Genomic DNA, 15,483 nt, shown 5'->3' on the forward strand with positions numbered 1-15,483 from the left:
TCTTCAGACCACGCCTGCGACCACGTTCACCGACAGCGCCAGCACGAGCATGTTGAAGGCGAAGGCGAGCACGCTGTGGACCAGCGTGATGCGCCGCATCTCGTGCGAGGTGGCCTGCACGTCCGACACCTGCGAGGTCATGCCGATCACGTAGGCGTAGTACATGAAGTCGAAGTAGTCGGGCTCTTCCTTGCCCGGAAAGTCGAGCCCGCCGTCGGAGGCGTGGTCCTTGCGATCGATGTAGTAGCGGTGCGCGTAGTGAAAGGCGTAGATCGTGTGCATCATGAGCCACGACCCCGCCAGCGCCACCAGCCCGAGCGCCACGTGGGCGCCGCGCGCCCAGCCGCTAAGCTGGCGCACCTGCTGCAGCAGCATCGCGATGGCGACCACGCTCACGCCCACCGCCACCAGCATCGACACCAGGATCACGACATTGGGCTGGTCCAGCTGCTGCGCGCGCTCGCGCGTGCGTTGGGCGTCGAAGGTCTCGGCCAGCCACCAGCTGAGCACCTGGTACACCGCCACGCCCGCGCACCAGCCGGCCAGCGCGCGCGCCGTGAAGCCCATCGGCCATGGCAGCAGCGCCACCGCGACAGCCGCGGCCGCTCCATAGAGAAGGCGTTGGGGACCGGTGGTGGTGGCAAGGTGTTGGCGCATGGGCGCACTGTAGCGCTGCTCGCCCTCGCGGCCGCACGGGCAGGGCAGCACCCGGCATAGCCACTCCCCGCAAGACCGGCAGGCGGTGCCGGTCTTAGTCTGCGCTCCGATCGACACCCCCAACGACCGGAGACACGACGCCATGCCCGCCGCCCGCCCTGAGCCCTCCCCTTCCTCCTTCCAGCGCATCGCCCGCATTGCGCTGGGCGACGTGATCCACCGCAGCGCGCGGCGCTTCGGCGCACGCACCGCGCTGATCGAGGGCGAGCACCGCATGAGCTACACCGAGCTCGATGCCGCATCGAACCGTTTCGCGCACCACCTGCTGGACCTCGGCCTCGCAAGCGGCGCGCGCGTGGGCATGCTGTGCAACAACTCGATCGAGATGGTGGTCGCGCTGCTCGGCATCCAGAAGGCGGGCCTCGTGTGGGTGCCGATCAACACGGCGCTCGCGGTCGATGCCATCGGCTACATCCTCGAACACGCCGAGGTGCGGCACCTTGTGATCGACACCGCGCTGCACGCCAAACCCGAGCTGCGCCAGCTGCTCGACTCAGCGGCCGTCTCGCCACTGCTGTGCGTGCTCGACGGCGACACGCCGCCGCCCGGCGTGCCCACCGTGGCGCAGGCCATCGCGCAGGGCCCGGCCACGCTGCCCGACGTGGCCATCGGCAGTGACCAGCTCGCGCTCATCATGTACACCAGCGGCACCACCGGCCGCCAGAAGGGCGTGATGCATTCGCACGCCTCGGTGCATTCGGTGCTGATGAGCAACATGCTCGAATGGGGTGGCAGCCCCACGCACCACGATGTGTGGAGCAACGTGCTGCCGCTCTTTCACTGCGGGCAGCACACGGTGCTGATGTCGGCGCTCGCGGTGGGCGGCACGAACGTCATCCTGCGCGGCTTCGACCCCGGCGCGATGCTCGCGGCCATCGAGCGCCACCAGATCACGGTGACGGTCGGGCTGCCGATGATGTACGGCGCGCTGCTGGCGCACCCGCAGCGCGCATCGCGCGACCTGTCGAGCCTGCGGCTGTGCGTGTATGCGATGGCGCCGATGTCGCGCACGCTGCTGCTGCGCCTGCTCGACAGCTTCTGCCCCAACTTCGCACTGGCCTCGGGGCAGACCGAGATGTACCCCGGCGCCACCATCTTCGAGACCCACCGGCAGCGCGAGCGCTTCGGCTCGTACTGGGGCGTGGGCACGATGGTGAACGAGGTCGCGGTGATGGGCGACGAGGGCGAGCTGCTCGCACCGAACCAGGTCGGCGAGATCGTCTTTCGCGGACCGAACGTGATGCTCGGCTACTACAAAGACCCGCAGGCCACGGCCAATGCGCAGCGCTTCGGCTGGCACCACTCGGGCGACCTGGGCAAGCTGGACGACGACGGGCAGCTGATCTTTCTCGACCGGCTCAAGGACATGGTCAAGTCGGGCGGCGAGAACGTGCCCTCGCTGAAGGTCGAAGAGGTGCTGCTGCGCCACCCCGCGGTGCTCAATGCGGCGGTGGTCGGCCTGCCGCACGAGCGCTGGGGCGAGGCCATCACGGCCTTCGTCACGCGCCGGCCCGATGCGCCGGCGGAGTTCTCGGAGGCCGCGCTCACAGCGCACTGCAAGGAGCACCTCGGCGGCTTCGAGGTGCCGAAGGACATCGTCTTCCTGCCCGCGCTGCCAATGACCTCGACGGGCAAGATCCAGAAGTTCGAGCTGCGCCAGGCCCACCAGGGGCACTACCAGCGCGACTGAATCAGGGCGACTGCAGTTTCTGCAGCAGCGACGCCCGCACTTCCTTCTTCAGCACCTTGCCGACCTTGGAGCGCGGCAGGTCGGCCCACACCTCGACCTGCTTGGGCGCCTTCACGCTGCCGATGCGCGACTTGACGAAGGTCTTGATCGCCTCGGCATCGACGCTGCGGCCCGCATGCAGCTGCAGCACGGCCACCACGCGCTCGCCCCACTTCTCGTCGGGCAGGCCGACCACCGCGCTGTCCTGCACGTCGGGGTGTTGCATGAGCACCTGCTCTACTTCGGCGGAGTAGACGTTGAAGCCGCCCGAAATGATCATGTCCTTCGCGCGGTCGACGATGTACAGGAAGCCCTCGGCATCGAGGTAGCCGATGTCGCCCGTGTGGTGCCAGCCGTGGCGCGAGGCCTCCTGCGTGGCCTTCGGGTCCTTGTAGTAGCCGCGCATCACGAGCGAGCCGCGCACCACGATCTCGCCGCTCTCGCCCGTGGGCAGTAGCGCGCCCTCGCCGTTCATGATGCCGACCTGCACCAGCGGCCCGGGCCGCCCCGCCGAGGCCAGGCGCTGGCGGGCCACCGAACCGTCGGCATTGAAGTGGTCGCGCGGCGGCATCATCGAGACCATCATCGGCGCCTCGGTCTGGCCGAAGAGCTGCGCCATGACGGGGCCGATCTTGTCGAGTGCTTCTTCGAGCCGCGCGGCCGACATGGGCGCGGCGCCGTACCAGAAGCATTGCAGCGAATCGCGCTTCGTCTGCGCCAGCTCCGGGTGCTGCAGCAGCATGTAGATCAGCGTCGGCGGCAGGAAGGTGTGGGTGACGCGCCGGCGCTCGATGAGCGCAAGGAACTCGCTCAGGTCGGGCTTGGGCATGATGACCACGCGCCCGCCCAGCGCCATCACGGGCAGGCACAGCACGCCGGCCGCGTGCGTGAGCGGCGCGAGCGCCAGGTACACGGGCCGGCCCTCGAACGGGTAGCCCATGAGCGTCAGCGCCGACATCGCTTCGAGGTTGCCGCCCGAGAGCATCACGCCCTTGGGCTGGCCGGTGGTGCCGCCGGTGCCGGCGATCATGGCCACGTCGTCGGGCGGTGCGATGTCGATCGGTGTGTCGTCCAGCCCGTCGAGCCATTCGTCCATCGAAGGCGCAAAGGCCTGTGGCTGGTCGAGGCACACCAGCGCCTTCAGTTGCGGCAGTTGGGCACGCATCTGCTCGACCATCGGCGCGTAGTTGCTGTGGAACACGAGGCACGCGCAATCGAAGGCGTCGAGCACGAAGGCGTTCTCGCTGGCTTCGTTGCGCGGGTTGACCGGGCACCACACGCAACCGGCGCGCGAGATGCCGAACACCGTGGCGAAGGCCATGGCGTCGTTGCTCGAGAGCACCGCCACCTTGCTTCCCGCCGCGATGCCGGCGCGCTGCAGGCCGCGCGCCACGCGCCAGCTGACGCGCTGCACCTGCGCATAGCTCAGGTCGGCGTCGCCCATGGTGAGGCACGGCGAATCGGCGCCCTGCTGGGCGCCTTTGTCGAGGTAGTCGACGAGGCGCATGAGGGTCAGCCCATCCGCGTGAGCACGGGTTCCTGCACCAGCCCGAAGCTGCGCAGCGCCCCCAGCAACTCGCGGTGCCCGAAGGCCTGGCAGCCCGACGCAAAGCCGGCGCGCCGCGGCGCCTGCTGCAGCAGCGAGGCCGCGGCGTAGGCCTGCAGCAGGCCAGTCTGCTTGTAGTTGCAGTTGCCGAAGATCACGCAGTGCGCGCGGCCCAGCGGACCCGAAGCGTGCACCGAATCGACAGACTTGTTGATGCGCGGGTTCTCGCGCGGCGGCATGGTGTTCATCACGCCCGCCGCCGTCTGGGCCAGCGCGGCATAGCGGTCTTCGTCGTTCATGCCTTCGGTGGCCTTGAGCGCGGCAGCCACGATCTGTGGCACGCCGAGCATCAGCGGCTTGTTGAAGACGCCGCCGAGCACCTTCACGTTGGCCACGCGCGGATCGCGCTTGAACCACACCGGGTGCGAGGTGCCGCCCCAGGGTAATGCCAAAGCGGCTTCGTGCTGGCCCGGAATCGACAGGTGGTACAGACCCGCGTCGGGTTGCCATTCGACGTACTGGTTCTGCTCCAGGAAGAAGGCCTTCGACGTGGCCGCGTTCACCAGGATGGTCTGCGTCGATGCGATGGTCGGGCTGCCGCCCCAGAACACGGCGATGTCGAGCGTGTCCAGGCCCGGTGTTTCCAGGCACAGCTGCGCGGCGATTTCGCCGGTGGTGTACATCTGCGCCAGGCCCGGCGAGAGCAGCAGGCCCGCGGCGGCGAACTTGGCGCCGTATTTTTGGTCGAGGGTGATGAGCCAGTCCTGCTCGCCGGTGGTGTCGGTGTAGTGGCAGCCCGCGGCCAGGCAGGCATCGACCACCTCAGGGCCGAACTTGGCGAACGGCCCCACCGTGTTGAGCACCACCGAGGCGCCGGTGAAGAGCTCGGTGAGCGCCTCGACCGTGTGCGCGACCTCGACCACTTCGTAGTCGGCCGTCTCGATGCCGGGCACGTTCGACTTCATCGCGGCTTCGAGCTTCTCTGCGCTGCGGCCCGCGGCAATGAAGGGGATGTGGTACTCGCGCAGGTACTCGCAGACCAGGCGCCCGGTGTAGCCGGAGGCGCCGTAGACGACGACGGGTTTCTTCTTGCTGCTGCTCATGTTCTTTGCTCCTTGTTGATCGCTCACATGCCCATGCCGCCATCCACCGCGAGGCCCGCGCCGGTGATGAACCGGGCGGCGTCGGAGCAGAGGAAGACCACCACGTCGGCCATGTCGCCGATCTCACCGAGGCGGCCCAGCGGCGTCTGGCCGATGACGTCGCCGACGGCGGCTTCGACGCTGGGCGCAAGCCCGGCGGCCACGATGTCGTTGGCGAGCTTCATGCCCATGTCGGTGGGCACCAGGCCGGGGTAGATGCAGTTGACGCGCACGCCGTAGCCCAGCTTGCCGGACTCCATGGCCGCCACGCGCGTGGCGCGGTCGACCGCCGACTTGGTGGCCGAGTAGCCTGCAATGGCGGGAAAGGCGATGGTGGCCGCGACCGACGCGATGTTGACCACCGCACCGCCGCCGCCCGCGCTGCCGCCGGGGCGCATGGCGCGAAAGGCGTGCTTCATGCCGAGCAATGTGCCGGCCACGTTCACGTCGAGCATGCGGCGCAGGTCGTCGCCCTCGACGTCGATCACCAGCGAGGTGATCTCGATGCCGGCGTTGTTGACCAGGATGTCGAAGCCGCCGAGCGCCTTCACCGTGGCTTCGGTGGCCGCGGCCCAATCGCCGTCCTTCGTGACGTCGAGCGGGACGAAGCCCACCTTCGCCCCTTCGGCCGAGAGCCGCTGCGCGGTTTCCCTCCCCAGATCGGCGAGCACGTCGCCGATCATCACCGACGCACCCGCTTTCGCCAGTGCTTCTGCAATGCCCGCGCCGATGCCGCGCGCACCACCCGTCACCAGGGCCTTGCGCCCCGTCAAGTCGAACTTGGCCATCACTTGTCTCCTGTGAATATGTTTATGAGATGGAGCGGCCATGCTAGGAATCGACTTGACGAGTGTCAAGATTTTTTTTGACAACTGCCCAAATTTCATAAAATGCCTCTGGAATGCACGTACGAGGGATTTCCCGCGCCGCGTGCTATGGTTTGCAATCACCAGGAAACACAGCGGCCGGCACTCTGCGGCCTGGCTAGAAATGACCACTCATTCACGGGTAAAGAAGCACACCGGGCGGGTGCAAAAGGCGCCGGCCGACAAGTTCGCGGAGCGCCGCGCCGAACTCGGCGAGGCCGCCCTCACCACGCTGGCCACGCTCGGCTACGCGCGCACCAGCCTGCGCGAGATTGCGCAGAACTCCGAGTTCTCGCATGGCGTGCTGCACTACTACTTCAGCGACAAGGTCGACCTCATCGTCTGCAGCGTCAAGCAGTACAAGGCGCGCTGCGTCACGCGCTACGACCACGCGGTCGACACCGCCACCACCTACGACGAGCTCATGGAAGGCTTCCTGCAGAGCCTGGGCGACACGCTGCAGGGCGAAGGCCACGTGCACCGGCTCTGGTACGACCTGCGTTCGCAGGCGCTGTTCGAAGCCGCGTTCCACGACGACGTGGTGCAGATCGACAAGAGCCTCGAAGACATGATCTGGCGCATCATGAGCCGCTTCGCCGAACTCTCGGGACAAGACCCCGGCCTGCCGCCCTCGGCCTGCTACGCGCTCTTCGACGGGCTGTTCCTGCAGGCGCTGCTCAAGCACCTCTCGGGCGACACGAAGGCCATTGCCGACATGCAGGCCGATGTGCGGCAGTCGATCGAACGGCTGTTTGCCGCGCCCGCCAAGGCGACGCCCGCCCCCCGCAAGCGCCGCGCCTGACGCCGCCATGGCGCCGTTCAACACCGCCTACCGGCAGACGCTGCTCGCCGGGCGCCTCACCCTGGGGCTGATGACGCCGCTGGCGCGCCCGCACGGCGCGATGGCCGACCCCGCGATCGAACTGCAGCTGGCCCGCCTGGCCGACACCCTCGGCTTTGCCGCGCTGTGGACGCGCGACGTGCCGGTGATGCTGCCGCAGGGCGAAGCCACCGCGGTGCTCGACGAGCCCTTTGTCTGGCTCACCGCGCTGGCGGCCGCCACACAGCGCATCGCGCTCGGCACCGCCGCCGCCGTGCTGCCGCTGCGCCATCCGCTGCACGTGGCCAAGGCGGCGCTCTCGCTCAATCGCCTCTCGAACGACCGCTTCATCCTCGGCCTGGGCTCGGGCGACCGCGAGGCCGAGTTCGCCATCTTCCAGCAGGACATCGCGCTGCGCGGCGACGTCTTTCGCGAACGCTGGAACCTCGTGCGCTCGGCGCTCTCGCCCGATGCAAGCGACCGCGCCGCACTGCACGAAGCCACCGGCGGCCACGACCTCATGGCGCCACCCGCCGCGCGCATCGGCATGCTGGTGGTGGGCTCGGCACGCCAGTCGTTGCAATGGACCGCCGCCCACGCCGACGGCTGGGCCACCTACCACCGCGACGAAGCGCGCCAGCAGGGCCGCATCGGCCTGTGGCAGACCGCGCTGCGCGAACGCGCGGGCGGCGAAGCCAAGCCCTTCGTTCAATCGTTGCAGCTCGACCTGCTGGACGATGCCGACGCGCCCGCCGAAGCCATCGAACTCGGCCTGCGCACAGGACGCCACGCGCTCGTCGACTACCTCGACCGCATGGAAGACGCCGGCGTCGCCCATGTGCTGCTGAACCTCGCGCGCAGCAGCCCGCGGCCCGCGCTGGACATCGTCGACGAGCTCGGCCGCGAGGTGCTGCCGCGCCTGCAAGGCCATGCGCGCACACCGCCAGCCTGAGCCGGGCAGAATCCGGCGCTCGCTGTTGTTGTTCCCCTCTCAAGGACCCGCCCCATGACCAATCTCTCGCACTTCCCCATCACGAAGAAATGGCCCGCACAGCACCCTGAGCGCCTGCAGCTGTATTCGCTGCCCACGCCCAACGGCGTGAAGGTGTCGATCCTGCTGGAAGAAACCGGCCTGCCCTACGAGCCGCACCTCGTGAGCTTCGAGACCAACGACCAGATGTCGCCGGAGTTCCTGTCGCTCAATCCGAACAACAAGATCCCCGCCATCCTCGACCCCAACGGCCCGGGCGGCCAGCCGCTGGCGCTGTTCGAATCGGGCGCGATCCTGCTGTATATCGCCGAGAAGACCGGCCAGTTCATCCCCAAGGACGCAGCGGCCCGCTACGAAACCCTCCAGTGGGTGATGTTCCAGATGGGCGGCATCGGCCCGATGTTCGGCCAGCTCGGCTTCTTCAACAAGTTCGCCGGCAAGGCCTACGAAGACAAGCGCCCGCGCGACCGCTACGTGACCGAATCGAAGCGCCTGCTCGGCGTGCTCGACAAGCACCTGGCCGACCGCGCATGGATCATGGGCGACAGCTACACCATCGCCGACATCGCGACCTTCCCGTGGATACGCAACCTGATCGGCTTCTACGAGGCCGGCGACCTCGTGGGCTTCAGCGATTTCAAGAACGTCGCGCGCGCGCTCGAAGCCTTCGTGGCGCGGCCTGCGGTGGTGAAGGGGTTGGGGATTCCGGCGCGGGGCTGAGGCCCCGACATCACGCCGGGCAGCGCGATCAATTCGCGCTCAGGTCCATGAGCATCCGCGACAGTAAATAAAGCCGCGGCACCACGCTCTCGACCTCGGCGTACTCCTCCGGCGTGTGGATGCCGCCGCCCACGATGCCGAAGCCGTCGAGCACCGGCACGCCGACACCGGCCACGAGGCTGGCGTCGGCGGCGCCGCCGCTGCTCTCGATGGTGAGCTTCTTGCCGATCTCGCCGTAGATGCCCTCGGCCATGCGCACGAGCTTGTCCGATGCGGGCGAGCGCGGCATCGGCGGCAGGCCGCGCACGAGGCGCACGCGCACCTCGGTCTCGGGGATGAGCTTGTTCTGCGCGATGCGCGTCAGGTCTTTCTCGACACGGTCGAGCTCTTCGGGCGTGGCGGCGCGCACGTCGCCCTTGGCACTGGCCGAGGCGGGAATCACGTTGGTCGGGCCGTTGGCAGTGAGCACCGTGAAGTTGACCGTGGTCTTCTTCGCCGCGTCGGCCACCTTCGACAGTTGCAGCACCTGGTGCGCCACTTCCATCGCCGCATTGCGGCCCGCTTCGGGTGCGACGCCCGCGTGCGACGCGAGCCCCTTCACCTCGATGAGCGCGGTGGCCGAGCCCTTGCGCTCGACCACGAGGCCGTCGGCCGGACGCCCCGGCTCGAGGTTCAGCGCCACGTCGTGCTGCTTGGCCACGCGCTCGATGAGCGCGCTGGTGCCGACCGAGCCCGTTTCTTCGTTGGTGTCGATCAGGAAGGTGATCTGGCCGTAGTCCTTGAAGCCGATCTTCTGCAGGATCTTCAGCGCCTGCAGGCCGGCCACGACGCCGCCCTTGTTGTCCATCACGCCAGGACCGTAGGCGCGGCCATCCTTGATGTAGAAGGGCTTGCCCGCGGCCGTGCCGTCCTTGAACACGGTGTCGATGTGGGCCAGGATGAGGATCTTCTTCTTGCCCTGGCCGGTCAGCGTCGCGACCAGGTTGGTGCCCGGATGCGGCTCGGCAGGAAAGCTCTCGATGCGCGCGTCGAGCTTGCGCAGTTCGTCGGCGACCATTTCGCGCACCTTGGCCAGCCCCTCGATGTTGGTCGAGCCGGAGTCGATGTTGACCATGCGCTCCAGCAGCTGCAGCGCTTCGTCCTTCTGCTGCGTGGCGGCGTCCAGCACGCCCTGGTGCGGCTTCTGGGCCGTGGCGTTGCCAACGACGAGCAAGGCACCGGCGAGTACAGCGCTTTGGCAGGCGGCGCGCGTCCATGAACGCGGGGTGGAGCGAATGTGCATGAGGAAGCCTGTTCTTTCTGTTGTAGAGGGGTTCGTTCGAAGCGGGCGGCAGGCTATCACCGGCTTCGCGAACGGGTCAAGCCGCGAGGCTCGGCGCCGGCGCCTCCGTGGCCTGCGCAATGCGCCCGGCCTTCATGTGGACGATGCGGTCGGCCACATGGAAATAACGGTCGTCGTGCGAGATGACCACCAGCGAGTGCCCCTTGGCGCGCAGCTCGGGCAGCAGCTCGGTGTAGAACAAGTGGCGAAAGGCCGGGTCCTGGTCGGCGGCCCATTCGTCGAACACCAGCACCGGCCGGCCTTCGAGGTAGGCATGCACCAGCGCCAGCCGCTTGCGCTGGCCGGTCGACAGGTCGGTGGTGCTGAAGGCGCCGTCTTTCACCGACACCTTGTGCGCGATCTCCAGGCGCTGCAGGTAGGGCAACGCCGTCTCGGGCAGTGCCTGGTGGCCGCCTTCTTCGCCGGCCACGAGGTCTTCGAACAGGTAGAAGTCCGAGAACACGGTGGTGAACAGCTGGCGGTAGTCGTCGCGCGTCTGCGGCGTCACGGCCTTGCCGTCGAGCAGCAGCTCGCCCGCTACCGGCGCATACAGGCCGAGCAGCAGCTTGATGAGCGTGGTCTTGCCCGAGCCGTTGTCGCCGACGATGAAGACGATCTCGCGACGGCCGATGCGCAAATCGACCGGACCGAGCACGAAGGGCTCCGCGCCCTCGACGGCCGGGAACGCATAGCGCGCACCGCGCAGCTCGATGGCGTCGTGCAGCACCGGCGTGGCGGGCGGCGCGTGCAGGTCGAGGTGCGGCTCCGGCGTAGCGAAGCGGGCCGACAGGTCGCCGATGCGCTCGAACGCGACCTTGGCACGCCCCAGGTGCGGCAGCGCGCCCACCACCTGGTCGAGCGGCCCCTTCAGAAACAGCAGCACCAGCACGAAGCCGCTGAGCACGACCGGCGCGGTGTCGCGGAATGCGGCCCAGCCGAGGATCAGCGCAATCAAGAGGAAGAACAGCGCCGAGCCGAAGGACGAGGCGAGCACGAAGATGTTGATGGCGCGGCGGTTGATGTCGTGGATGCGCTCGACCGTGTGCGCCACCTGCTGTTCGTACACCTTGGCGCGGCGCGCGCGGTGCATGCGCAGCTCCTTCGCGCCTTCGCTGATGCCGCGGTACGCCTTGTGCAGCGCCTCTTCCTGCTCGCGCGCCTTGAAGAAGCCCGAGATGCCGCGCGCATGCGCCAGGCTCTGCACGGTGATGCCCACGAGCAGCGCCGCCAGCAGCAAACCGAACAGCGGCGGCGAGAGCCACGCCAGGTAGCCCAGGCAACCGAAGGAAACCGCCAGCGCGATCATGGTCGAGGCCAGCATGAAGGCCACGTCGCTGATCATGTCGACGTCCTGCGTGAGCACGGGCATCAGGCGGTGCATGCGGTAGCGCTCGAGCGCATCGATGGGCGCCGCAAGAATCTTCAGTGCCAGGTTCTTGCGCACCTGCGCCACCAGCCGCTGGCCGACCACGTTGTTCGACATGTCGGAGGTGGCACGCCCGACCAGCGCCACCACGCACAGGCCGATGAAGGTCAGCAGCAGCCCGCCAGCCAGGCCGCCGGGCCGGTGCAGCACCTGGTTGATGGTCGCCAGCAGCGCGACGGTCGCCACGCCTGCGCCGATGCCGGTCACGGTCGACAGCGCGATCCACGAGAAGTAGGGCCGCAACAGCCGGACGAGTTCGGACGCGGGGGCGCTGGTGGGTGTGGTGTTCATGCGGCGGACAGTTCGTTGCAAAGGGAGACGGGCTCCTTGCAATGACGTTCGACGCGGCCGCTTGTTTAGGAAACCGAGACCGACGGACGGCCGCCTATTGCAGCAGCGGCTGCGCCCCCGCCTCGCGCGCGGCCTCCACCACCGAGGCGCCGGCCAGCGCCCACAGCGTGAGGGCCTCGTCGAGCGCGCGCACGTGGCTCGGGTCCTGGCCGAGCCAGGCCACGAGCTGCTCGGCGCGCTCGGGCGACGGCGCATCGTGCAGCTCGCGAAAAAGCCGCCAGGCCATGCTGAAGGCCGGATCGGAGGGACGGTGTCTCGGGAAGCTCATGGGGATTCGCACGCCTGCACTGCTGTCGATGAGTGAGTAGACGCTCCGTGGCGCACGCTGTTTAGGTGCGGCACCACGGCGGACTAAATTTCCGGGCCGCCGGCGCGTCTTCTGCTGCATGCCTTCGTGCCTTCTTGACGCTTCTCACGCCGCCTGCGGCCCCGCCCCGTGATCCCTTTGCTCGCGCCGATCTTCCAGGGCGAGTGGGGGCCCTACGGCGAAACGCTGGCCTGCGCCGCGCACCCGCCGCCGGACGCCGTGCGCGTGGCCGACCTGCTGGCCGACCCGCCGCGCCTGCTGGCGCTGCTGCGCCTCAAGGCGCGCACGCTGAACATGCCGGAGCGCGATCTGCGCGCGGTCGCGTCCGCCTGGAGCATGAACTACCTGCACGCGCTGCTGCCGCCCGTGGCCGCTGCGGCAAGCCTGCTCCAGCACGGCTTTCCGGTCACGCCCGAGCAGGTGTGGGTCAGCCTCGACGACGAAGACGGCGACCCGGAGTGCTTCCACATCACCGACCTGGGCACGCCGCGCCCCGGCACCGACACGGCGGCGCGCTACGACGTGCTCCTGTGGGCACACCTCGCGCCGCTGTTCGCGCTGCTGACGCGGCTCACGCGGCTGGCGCCCAAGATCCTCTGGGGCAACGCGGCGCGCTACCTCGAGCCGGTGCTCGAAGAAGGCCTGCGCATGAGCGGCCAGTCGCCCGCCGTGGCCGCCGACCTCGACCATCTGCTGCACCGCCCGACCTGGCCGCAGCCGTGCGGCACGCTGCGCGACAACCCGATGTTCACGCCGCCACGCCGCGGCGTGCGCGTGGCCGACCGCAGCGCGCCGCCCGTCACGCTGTATCGGCAGTGCTGCCTCTACTACCTCGTGCCGCGGCTGGGCTACTGCGGCGCGTGTCCGCTCTCGCCGGCGTTCGAGCGGGAGCGCTGTGCCAGCACCGCCGACTAAACATCCGGCCGCAGCCCGCGTCTTCCTTCTACATCCCACATCGATCACAGCACGGAGGTTTTCCTTGGCCGCCCACGACACTGCATGGCGCTTTCACGCGCATCCCGAAGGCCGGGTGCTGGACGTCCGGCTGGAAGGCACCGCGCTCAAGGTGACGCCGCACGACGGCGACCGCCACAGCAGCACCTGGGGCCTGCGCGAGCAGCCCGGCAAGCCGCGCCTCGAATGGCTGGGCGCGTGCGCGGGCGAGCCTGACGAAGCGCACCTGCTGGCGGCGATCGAAGCGGCCTTCCAGCGCCACCCGACCGCGCGGCACCTGGCGCTGCAATCGCCACTGCCGAGCGGCACGCGACTGGTGGACGCGGGCATCGTCACGCCGGCCGAGGGCGCGCTGCCCACGGTCGCGCGCGAGGCCTTCTGGCAGTGGCCGCGCGCCTGGCTGCCGCAGCCGCGCGAGCCCTTCGCGCAGCGCTTCGTCGTCACGCAGGGCAAGCGCCATCCGCTGCGCCCCGCCAAGCCGCAAGGCACGGTGTACCGCCGCCACATCCCGTGGCTGAACCAGACGCTCACGCTCGACACGGTCGACATCGAGCGCGACCTGTCCGCTTTCAACCGCTGGATGAACGACCCCGTGGTCGCGCATTTCTGGGAAGAGGAAGGCGACCTCGCGCGCCATCGCCAGTACCTCGAAGGCATTGCGGCCGACCCGCGCGTGACCGGCCTCGTCGGCCGCTTCGACGGCGAGCCCTTCGGCTACTTCGAGGCCTACTGGGCCAAGGAAGACCGCATCGCGCCGTTCTGCGACGCCGCCGATCACGACCGCGGCTGGCACGCGCTGGTGGGCGAGGCGCGCTTTCGCGGCAAGCCTTTTCTCACGGCCTGGATGCCGTCGGTGTCGCACTACCTCTTCCTGGACGACCCGCGCACGCAGCGCCTGGTGATCGAGCCGCGCGCCGACAACGAAAAAATGATCCGGAGCCTGGGCCGCTGCGGCTACGCCCACGTGAAGGAGTTCGACTTTCCGCACAAGCGCGCCCTGCTGGGCGTGCTGTGGCGCGAGCGTTTCTTCGGCGAGGCGCTGTGGATTCCGCGCGCCGAACCCACCGCCGCTTCGCCGGCCCCGGCTCGTCGACACGAGCCATCCCTGGAGGACATCCATGCAAATCCATGACCTGATCGGCGTCGGCTTCGGCCCGTCCAACATCGCACTGGCCATCGCGCTCGACGAGAAGCGCCAGAAGGGCCACTTCGTCGATGCGCTGTTCATCGAGAAGCAGCCCGGCTTCGTCTGGCACCGCAACATGCTGCTGGACAACGCGCACATGCAGATCTCGTTCCTGAAGGATCTGGCCACGCTGCGCAACCCGTCGAGCCGCTTCACCTTCCTGAACTACCTGCATGAGAAGGAGCGCCTGCAGGACTTCATCAACCTCAAGAGCTTCTTCCCGAGCCGCCACGAGTTCAACGACTACCTGGGCTGGGCCGCGGCGCAGTTCGAAGACCGCTGCGCCTACGGCGAGGCCGTGTTCGAGGTGGTGCCCGAGATGAAGGGCGACGAGGTCTCACTGCTGCGCGTGCGCTCGCGCGACGCCAACGGCGCGGTGCGCGAGCGCCTGGCGCGCAACCTGGTGGTGAGCGTGGGCGGCGTGGCCAACATTCCGGCGCGCTTCCAGCCGCTCAAGGACGACGGCCGGGTGTTCCATTCGAGCACCTACCTGGAGGCCATTGCCCGCCATCCCGGCGCCGACCGCATCGCCATCGTGGGCGCCGGCCAGAGCGCGGCCGAGATCTTCATGGACCTGCAGTCGCACCCCGCGAAGCCGCAGGTCGACCTGATCATGCGTGCCCGCTCCATCAAGCCCTCGGACGACAGCCCGTTCGTGAACGAGATCTTCAACACCGACTTCACCGACTTCGTGTTCAACCGCTCGGTGAACGAGCGCGCCGAACTGCTCGAGGAGTTCTGGCACACCAACTACGCCGCGCCCGACCTGGAGCTGATCCAGCAGATCTTCAACGTGTTCTATCGCCAGCGCGTGGCCGGCTCGACGCGCCACAGCTTCCTGCGCCGGCACGAGGTGTCGGCCGTGCGCGCCGCGCAGGACGGCATCCACCTGTCGCTGCACGACCTGAACACCGGCGCGCGCCTCGACAAAGCCTACGACGCCGTCGTGCTCGCCACCGGCTACGCGCGCGACGCGCACCGCACGCTGCTGGCACCGCTGGCGCCCTACCTGGGCGATTTTTCGGTCGACCGCGACTACCGCGTGCAGGGCACGCCGGCGCTACGTCCGGGCATCTTCCTGCAGGGCGCCTGCGAAACCAGCCACGGCCTGAGCGACACGCTGCTGTCGGTCACCGCCATCCGCTCCGACGAGATCGGGCAGGCGCTGCTGAACGCCACGCCGCGGCACACGGCGCAGGCGCCACAGGTGCCGGCCGCAGAGCGCCCCGCCCACGCCGCGCCCGTGGTTTAGCCCCCTGGATGCAATGCTTCGGTGATACACTCAATAAGAATAGTTCTTATTCACCCCATCCCCGGGGTCACCGAAGCCAGCGCCCTCGCCTCCTCTTCACCGGCGCGCTCCAGCCATCGGCCCAGGGGTCTTTTGTCGATGCTTGCGAGAAGGCG

Annotated in this window: 14 protein-coding genes; 7 read left to right on the forward strand and 7 right to left on the reverse strand. The window is 68.6% G+C overall.

The genetic code is table 11. The features are described from left to right. Positions 1 to 3 precede the first annotated feature (3 nt). On the reverse strand, positions 4 to 657 hold the full coding sequence (locus tag CLU95_RS06605) for a DUF1345 domain-containing protein (RefSeq protein WP_099797143.1): 654 nt from the start codon (positions 655 to 657) through the stop codon (positions 4 to 6). Between the two features lie 142 nt (positions 658 to 799). Here CLU95_RS06605 and CLU95_RS06610 point away from each other — a divergent pair, with 142 nt between their 5' ends. Next, entirely contained in the window at positions 800 to 2,407 is a 1,608-nt protein-coding gene (locus tag CLU95_RS06610; protein WP_099791561.1) for a class I adenylate-forming enzyme family protein, read from the forward strand. A gap of 1 nt (position 2,408) precedes the next feature. Here CLU95_RS06610 and CLU95_RS06615 read toward each other — a convergent pair whose 3' ends face one another. From CLU95_RS06615 to CLU95_RS06625, 3 genes are read right to left on the reverse strand one after another with little or no spacing between them, the layout of a single operon-like run. After that, positions 2,409 to 3,953, reverse strand: a complete 1,545-nt coding sequence (locus tag CLU95_RS06615; RefSeq protein WP_099791563.1) for an acyl-CoA synthetase — start codon at positions 3,951 to 3,953, stop codon at positions 2,409 to 2,411. 5 nt (positions 3,954 to 3,958) lie between these two features. Then, a complete protein-coding gene (locus CLU95_RS06620) occupies positions 3,959 to 5,095 on the reverse strand; it encodes a DUF5938 domain-containing protein (RefSeq protein ID WP_099791565.1) in 1,137 nt (378 codons plus the stop codon). 23 nt (positions 5,096 to 5,118) lie between these two features. After that, positions 5,119 to 5,922: an SDR family NAD(P)-dependent oxidoreductase gene (locus CLU95_RS06625; RefSeq protein WP_099791567.1), complete on the reverse strand. Its 804-nt coding sequence runs from the start codon at positions 5,920 to 5,922 to the stop codon at positions 5,119 to 5,121. A 202-nt stretch (positions 5,923 to 6,124) separates the two neighbouring features. Here CLU95_RS06625 and CLU95_RS06630 point away from each other — a divergent pair, with 202 nt between their 5' ends. Genes CLU95_RS06630 through CLU95_RS06640 form a run of 3 tightly spaced genes read left to right on the forward strand, consistent with a single transcriptional unit; the run spans position 6,125 to position 8,531 of the window. Continuing rightward, positions 6,125 to 6,802 (forward strand): TetR/AcrR family transcriptional regulator, encoded by a 678-nt coding sequence (locus tag CLU95_RS06630; RefSeq protein WP_099791569.1) that lies wholly within the window; start codon positions 6,125 to 6,127, stop codon positions 6,800 to 6,802. 7 nt (positions 6,803 to 6,809) lie between these two features. Further along, the gene (locus tag CLU95_RS06635) at positions 6,810 to 7,772 is read left to right on the forward strand and encodes a TIGR03571 family LLM class oxidoreductase (RefSeq protein ID WP_099791571.1); all 963 of its coding nucleotides are present in this window, start codon (positions 6,810 to 6,812) and stop codon (positions 7,770 to 7,772) included. Between the two features lie 54 nt (positions 7,773 to 7,826). Beyond that, positions 7,827 to 8,531, forward strand: coding sequence for a glutathione S-transferase N-terminal domain-containing protein (locus CLU95_RS06640; RefSeq protein ID WP_099791573.1), 705 nt, complete (start codon positions 7,827 to 7,829; stop codon positions 8,529 to 8,531). 28 nt (positions 8,532 to 8,559) lie between these two features. Here CLU95_RS06640 and CLU95_RS06645 read toward each other — a convergent pair whose 3' ends face one another. The 3 genes from CLU95_RS06645 to CLU95_RS06655 form a co-directional block, all read right to left on the reverse strand. Beyond that, complete coding sequence (locus CLU95_RS06645) at positions 8,560 to 9,813, reverse strand: glutamate carboxypeptidase (RefSeq protein ID WP_099791575.1); 1,254 nt, start codon at positions 9,811 to 9,813, stop codon at positions 8,560 to 8,562. Positions 9,814 to 9,889: 76 nt separating this feature from the next. Then, the gene (locus CLU95_RS06650; RefSeq protein WP_099791577.1) at positions 9,890 to 11,569 is read right to left on the reverse strand and encodes a cyclic peptide export ABC transporter; all 1,680 of its coding nucleotides are present in this window, start codon (positions 11,567 to 11,569) and stop codon (positions 9,890 to 9,892) included. Between the two features lie 94 nt (positions 11,570 to 11,663). Further along, the gene (locus CLU95_RS06655) at positions 11,664 to 11,897 is read right to left on the reverse strand and encodes a hypothetical protein (RefSeq protein ID WP_070062443.1); all 234 of its coding nucleotides are present in this window, start codon (positions 11,895 to 11,897) and stop codon (positions 11,664 to 11,666) included. 168 nt (positions 11,898 to 12,065) lie between these two features. Between CLU95_RS06655 and fhuF the strand changes: the two genes are divergently transcribed. From fhuF to CLU95_RS06670, 3 genes are all read left to right on the forward strand, one after another. Then, the gene (gene fhuF / locus CLU95_RS06660; protein WP_099791579.1) at positions 12,066 to 12,851 is read left to right on the forward strand and encodes a siderophore-iron reductase FhuF; all 786 of its coding nucleotides are present in this window, start codon (positions 12,066 to 12,068) and stop codon (positions 12,849 to 12,851) included. 64 nt (positions 12,852 to 12,915) lie between these two features. Further along, the gene (locus CLU95_RS06665; protein WP_257214549.1) at positions 12,916 to 14,022 is read left to right on the forward strand and encodes a GNAT family N-acetyltransferase; all 1,107 of its coding nucleotides are present in this window, start codon (positions 12,916 to 12,918) and stop codon (positions 14,020 to 14,022) included. Further along, the gene (locus CLU95_RS06670) at positions 14,009 to 15,328 is read left to right on the forward strand and encodes a lysine N(6)-hydroxylase/L-ornithine N(5)-oxygenase family protein (RefSeq protein WP_099791581.1); all 1,320 of its coding nucleotides are present in this window, start codon (positions 14,009 to 14,011) and stop codon (positions 15,326 to 15,328) included. Before CLU95_RS06665 ends, CLU95_RS06670 begins: the two co-directional genes overlap by 14 nt. Positions 15,329 to 15,483 lie beyond the last annotated feature (155 nt).

The sequence above is a fragment of the Variovorax sp. 54 genome, from assembly GCF_002754375.1.
Classification (GTDB): Bacteria; Pseudomonadota; Gammaproteobacteria; order Burkholderiales; family Burkholderiaceae_C; genus Variovorax.